At 65.3% G+C, this 6,005-nt stretch carries 5 protein-coding genes and 1 pseudogene; 3 read left to right on the top strand and 3 right to left on the bottom strand.

From position 1 onward, the window contains the following. Positions 1-243 precede the first annotated feature (243 nt). Together ABGA94_RS14530 and ABGA94_RS14525 are read right to left on the bottom strand one after the other, a co-directional pair. A complete protein-coding gene (locus tag ABGA94_RS14530) occupies positions 244-1,266 on the bottom strand; it encodes a FecR domain-containing protein (RefSeq protein WP_111128167.1) in 1,023 nt (340 codons plus the stop codon). Beyond that, positions 1,263-1,778 (bottom strand): RNA polymerase sigma factor, encoded by a 516-nt coding sequence (locus tag ABGA94_RS14525; protein ID WP_005416095.1) that lies wholly within the window; start codon positions 1,776-1,778, stop codon positions 1,263-1,265. Before ABGA94_RS14525 ends, ABGA94_RS14530 begins: the two co-directional genes overlap by 4 nt. Positions 1,779-1,917: 139 nt before the next feature. On the opposite strand from ABGA94_RS14525, the gene ABGA94_RS14520 reads away from it, so the two are divergent. Together ABGA94_RS14520 and aceE are read left to right on the top strand one after the other, a co-directional pair. Next, positions 1,918-2,217, top strand: coding sequence for a hypothetical protein (locus ABGA94_RS14520; RefSeq protein ID WP_065179451.1), 300 nt, complete (start codon positions 1,918-1,920; stop codon positions 2,215-2,217). 244 nt (positions 2,218-2,461) lie between these two features. Further along, a pseudogene (gene aceE / locus ABGA94_RS14515) lies at positions 2,462-2,755 on the top strand (pyruvate dehydrogenase (acetyl-transferring), homodimeric type); the annotation flags it as partial. A 113-nt stretch (positions 2,756-2,868) separates the two neighbouring features. On the opposite strand, the gene ABGA94_RS14510 reads toward aceE, so the two are convergent. After that, complete coding sequence (locus ABGA94_RS14510) at positions 2,869-3,351, bottom strand: hypothetical protein (protein WP_005416092.1); 483 nt, start codon at positions 3,349-3,351, stop codon at positions 2,869-2,871. A gap of 223 nt (positions 3,352-3,574) precedes the next feature. Here ABGA94_RS14510 and ABGA94_RS14505 point away from each other — a divergent pair, with 223 nt between their 5' ends. Further along, entirely contained in the window at positions 3,575-5,905 is a 2,331-nt protein-coding gene (locus tag ABGA94_RS14505; protein ID WP_375367611.1) for a TonB-dependent receptor, read from the top strand. Positions 5,906-6,005 lie beyond the last annotated feature (100 nt).

The raw sequence follows: 6,005 nt of genomic DNA, 5'->3' as shown, positions 1-6,005 counted from the left end.
GCGGGCTTCACGGCCATCGGCAGCGGCCGCGGCCGCGGCCGCCATTGGCACGCTACAGGGAGACAGGGCGAGGATGATCGACAGGTAGAGCGTGTTGCGCATCACGGGTCCTTGGAAGAGAGAAGGCAGCAGGCGCCGCTGCGTGGCTCGGCAGCGGCTTCTTCCAAGTAAGAGCCCGCATCCACCGAAGTGGAGAACGCGGATTCGATGAATTTTTTCTGACAGCCCACCACCGCGCGGGCCTCAGCGACTGCCGACCCGCACTGTGTCGCCTTCGCGCCTCACCACGAAGCGTGGGTCGCGTTCGAGGAAGGCCTGCAGCGCACCGATGCGATGCGCATCGAGGCTGCCGGACAACCGTGCCGATGCCGCGCCTTCGTCCAGCACGCGCACCTGCACCTGGTTGTGCCGGTTGAAGGCAGCTGCCACCTCATCGAGCCGCTCATCGAGGAAGGACACTTTGCGCTGTTGCCAGTCCAGCAGCATCGACAGCGGCATGTCCACTGACTCGACGGCATGGCTTCGCGCATCGACCTGCACCACCCGGCCCTGCTCCAGCTGGGCCAGGCGGTGGGCACCCGCGCCCTGGCTCCAGACCTCGACCTCGCCGGAGACGACGCCGATGCGTGTGCTCTGCAGCCGTCGCGATACATCGAACACCGTGCCGATATCCCGGATCTCCAGGCCGTTCACTTCCACCTCGAACGGACGACGGTCGCGGGCGATGTCGAACGTGGCCTCCCCCTGCAGCAGCTCCACCTTTCGGCTGAACCAGCCCATGCGTACCCGCAGTCGGCTGTCCGCGTTGAGCCGCACCTGGGTCTGGTCGGGCAGCACCAGGTCGCGGAGTTCACCATGCCCGGCACTGTAGAGCTGCTGGGTGGGCATCACCTGCGGAACCAGGCCCACGCCGATCAGGGCAACACAGGCCGCGGCAGAGACCATCCACCAGCGCACGCGACCGCGACGCAGCACGGCGCGGGGCGGCGCGTGCGCACGACCGAACAGCGGCACCACCTTGGCGGCGACCTGCCGCGGTGGCACCAGCGCCTCATCAGCCAACGGCGATTGCAGCGCCTCGCCCACCTGCCGGTGCAACGCGAGCGCGCGCATGTAGGCGCGAACATGCTCGGGCGAGCGCTTCATCCAGTCCAGGAACGCGACACGCCCGGCCTTGTCCAGCACCCCCTCGCGATTGCACAGGAACCAGTGCGCCGCCTCACGTGCGACCTCGTCGTCAGGCCTGCGTGATGGATACCGATTCATGTGAGCTCCCTGGCGCCCAGCGCCTTCCTGCAGGCGTCAAGCCCCTTGCCGATATGCTTGCGCACCATGTGCACCGACACCTGCAGCTGCTGGCTGATTCCCGGGCAATCCAGCCCGTCGCGGTAGTGCAGCTCCATCACCCGGCGCGTGGTCGCCGGCAACCGCGCGATGGTGCTGCGGATATCGTTCCAGCGCTGCGCACGCTCGAATTCGCGCTCGATGTCTTCTTCGCTTTTCAGCACTTCGGCCAGCAGATCGATGTCTTCCAGCGGCGGCAGCGACGACCGCACGCGGGCGTGCTCGCGCGCCAGGTTGGCCGCCACGGTGAACAGGTAGGCTTCCGGGTTCTCGACCGCGTCGGCATCCTCGCCGGTGCTGCGCAGCAGCCGCAGATAGACCTCCTGCGCCAGGTCTTCGGCATCTTCGCTGGCCGAACCGCGACGCAGGAAGAAGCCACGCAGCAGCCGGCGCCGCAGTTCGTAGCTCTTCTCCCAGATCCTCACGCTGTTCACGGCCGGCCAACCACCCCGAGGCTGGAAAGCCCAGCAGGGTGACCGCCATCGATGACAGTGGCGTTTCAACGACCGGCAGGCAGCCGCTAGAATGCCGCCCCTGCAATGTCCCGGCAGCCGGCACAAGGAGTGCCCAGCAATGAACGCACGCACCGCCATCCACACCTTCAGCAGCCTGCTGTTCCTGCTGCTGGTCGCCCACACCACCGCCTACCAGCAGCAGATGTGGCCGCCCAGCCGGGTCATCCATGTGCATCCGGTGATCGTCGCCCTCGCCTATGCACTGGGCGTGCTCACGCTGCTGCTGTGGATCGGCGGCGGTCGCGTACCAGAACCGGCCCAGCGTCTGGCGCGCTGGCTGCCCATCGTCGCCTGGTGCCTGCTGTGCGTCGGCGTGGCGGTCATCCCGATGTTCCTGCCTGGACTGTACCCGGCCTGATCTGCGGTGGTACGCAGTGCATCCGCGCATGATGCGGCGCCCGGCACCAACCCTTGCTTGCCAGAGACCCAAGCCGGGCCCGCCTATCGAAGCCGCGGGGCCAGGCCTACGCTTGTCTTCTCGGTGGCCGCCACGGTCGCCCTTCGCGTCACGGCATTGCCGTTGCGACCCCGCTCCAGTGCTGTGCGCCCTGATGGTGTTGTCGCTCAGGCAGACGTCCAAACGGCGCCCTCTGGAGACAGTCATGAACCAAGCCCTGATCCCCTTCGATACCGACCCGCTGGAAACGCGGGAGTGGTGTGAATCGCTGGAGGCGGTGATGCAGGCCGGTGGCCGGCCACGCGCGCACTACCTGATCGACCGGCTGAGCGATCTGGACGCGCAACAGCACGGCGACCTGCATACCCGCGCATGGACGGCCTACGTCAATACCATCCCGCCCGAACGCCAGCCGCCCTATCCCGGTGACCTGGCCATCGAGCGCCGCCTGAACGCGATGATCCGCTGGAACGCGATGGTGATGGTGCTGCGTGCTGGATGCAGGACACCGTCGACAAGTACGGCATCGACACTGGCAAGCACGATCCGGCCGCGGTGTAAGGCGGCTGCGTTCACCACGCCCGTTGTGCGAGCCTGGTGAACGCAGCATCGCTACGGCATGCGCTTGAACAGATTGGTCTGCAGGATCGGCGTGCCGTCGTGGCCGTAGAACGCCTTGGTCTCGGTCATCGTCGCCCGGTCATCCGCCACGGTGTAGATGCGGGTGGAGGCGGGCGTCCCGTGATCCACCAACTGCATCACCAGCGTATTCGGGGCCGGCAGTTTCAGGTTTGCCTTGTCCGCGCCGTAGGTGCCGGACAAGGCACCCGGCGTGCCATCCAGCGCCAACGTGCCGTCGGACTTCATGGTCTTGCCGTCGTGCAGGACGATATCCACGTGTGAGCTCCAGCGGCCACCGCCGGCGTCCTTGAACTCCAGCACCACCTGCTTCGGACGCTGCGCCTCGGGTAGTGCCGAGGTCGCGGTGTCCAGCGACCAGCGCCCCAGCAGCGGCGACGGGGACGCTTCCACGGCCAGCGCCGACCCGGCCGGCAGCGAACACGCACACAACAACACAGCGGACAACAGCTTCATACGTTGCTCCGTTCCAGTGAAGAAGGTGCTGCGTGACGCGTTGTGGGGCGCAGCGCTTCGGATCGTGCACAGCATCGGGGCCCCGCACAAGGCAGGGCGCTGAACGCGCGGCAACCTCGTTCGCGCCTCCCGCGATTCAGGTCTGGCGGCAAGGCCTCATCACGTCCTTGTCGATACAAATAGTTACGTTATAACATTTCACTTCTATGTCACGAGTCCTGCCATGCGTTGCCACCTGCTTGCTGCCGCCATCCTGTTCGCCGTCCACACCGCCCACGCTGCGGACGCGCCTACCCTTCCCACCCTCCAGGTACAGGCCTCCCCGCTCTCGCGCATCGACAGCCGGGTCACCGTCGATAATCCACAGGCGCAGAACCGTACCCTCGGAAGCGTGCTCGAACATGTCTCCGGCGTGCAGAACAGCGCCTTCGGGCCGAACGCGGGCGCCCCCGTCATCCGCAGCCTCAGCGGCAACCGCGTGCAGATCCTGCAGGATGGCCAGTCCATCCTCGGCATGAACGCGATCAGCGGCGACATCAACATTCCGTTCGATCCACTGTTCGTGCGCAGCGTCACCGTCAACAAGTCCTCGGACGCCGTGCGCTATGGCGGCAATGCGATCGGCGGCAGCGTGGAGATCGATTCGGGCCTGGTCCCGCGCCGCATGGGAGACAAGGAGCAGTCGATGGAACTGATCCTGCGCAAGGGCTTCAATGCCGCCGACGCGCAGGGCTTCCGCATGAACTTCAACAACCAGCGCAACCTCTCGACCAACCTGCAGGTCTCGCGCCAGCGCATCTCGCACTACGACATCCCGGGCAACAGCAAATCCGACGTCTGCAACACCCGCCTGTTCCCGCCGACCGGCGGCGTCAACTCGGCGCTGGCCGACAGCTGCCAAAAAGAGGCGCGCGTCCAGCAGATCTACAACAAGGCCTCGCAGCCGTACATCGACCAGTTCATGACCGAGAACCCGGACTGGGCCGATGGTGACTTTTCGTTCTACACCAACAACCCGACCTCGGTCTGGCAGCGCCGCACCTACATCAATCCGGTCAACCCCGCCTACGTGCCCGGCACACCGTCGTACGTGCAGAAGCAGATCAACAACGATGTCACGCCCGACTACCATCACCGGCTGGGCAACAGCTACGCACGCAACTCGCAGGTGGCCTTCGGGTCGACGCTGTTTTTCGACCGTGGCTACGCGGGTGTCAGCATCGATGCCAAAGACAGCGAGTACGGCGTGCCGGGCTTCTCGATGCAGAATCTGTCGTTCGGTTCCAACGATGCCGATGGCCTGCCGGTGGGCGTGGTGATCAAGCAGGAACGCTACGCGCTGGAAGCCCTGCTGCGCGATCCGCTGCCGTGGTTCGAGCGCGCGGAGCTGCGAGTTTCCAGGCTGGACAACACGTCGGGCGAGCGCCTCGGTGCATCCAAGGCCAATGACTACGACTTCGAAAGCTCCCAGGCCGAGCTGCTTCTGAGCCATCAGCGCGTCGGTCCGCTCAGCGGCCTGCTCGGCTTCAGCCACCAGTCGCGCCAGGTCACCGGCAGCGGTTCACTGCGCTACCTGCCCGACGTCGACACCCGCAGCAACGCGGTGTTCCTGAAAGAGGCACTGGACGTCGGCTGGGCCACCTTCGATGCAGGTGTGCGCCACGAGCGCATCGACCACGAGCTGCAGCCCAGCCGCTTCAGGACCGCACGCAACGCCGCCAATACCAAGCTGCAGGACCGTTCCTACCGGCTCAACAGCTACAGCGTGGGCTCCCGTGTCGAGCTCGGTCCTCTGTTCGCCGCCAAGGTGCGCTACGCATCCTCGCAGCGCGCACCGGAGATCAACGAGCTGTATGCCAGCAACGCACACTATTCGGTGATGACCCAGGAAGAAGGCAACCAGAACCTCAAGCCGGAGCGCGCGAAGAACCTGGAGCTGACCGGCCTGTTCCACATCGGCGGCTTCGAACTGTCGGCCACTGCTTACCGGATGAAGTACGAGAACTATCTCTACCTCGGCCATTCCGGCCTGCAGACCGCCAACCGTCTGCCGCTCAAGTACTGGAAGCAGACCGACACCACGGTGAAGGGTTTCGAGATCGACGCATCGCAGGCACTTGACCTGGGCCGCTATGGCGCGTTGAACATCTCTGCCTTCGCCGATCTGGTGAAGAACAAGGCCGACCACCCCGATCCGCTGCGCGCCCACAACGATGGCGAGTACCTGCCGAACATGCCGACCAACCGCTACGGCGCCAACCTGCAATGGCAGCGCGAAGGCTGGAAGGCGCAGCTGTCGAGCACCTACTACGACACGCAGGAGTACCTCGGCCGCAACGTCAGCGAGGAGATCCCGCTGGATGCGTTCAACCTGGTTGACCTGCAGGTCAGCCGCGAACTGCCGGTGCGCAGCAGCTACATCGCCGGCATGGAAGTGTTCGTCAACGGCAGCAACCTGCTCAATGAGGAAGCGCGTCCACACAACTCGCCACTGAAATACATCGCGCCACTGCCGGGGCGGGGCTTCCAGGTGGGTGTGACGCTAAAGCTCTGAGGAGAGCCTGATTCGGCCACCATCCAGCGATCAATGATCGCTGGATGGCACGCCGGGACCCTGCATCCGTGCAAAGAAAAACGCCTGCAGATCGATGATC

The sequence above is a fragment of the Stenotrophomonas sp. 3diitr2024 genome, assembly GCF_042136455.1.
Taxonomy (GTDB): Bacteria; Pseudomonadota; Gammaproteobacteria; order Xanthomonadales; family Xanthomonadaceae; genus Stenotrophomonas; species Stenotrophomonas sepilia.
The sequence above is the reverse complement of the archived record's forward strand: the minus strand, read 5'-3'. Positions and strand labels throughout refer to the sequence as shown.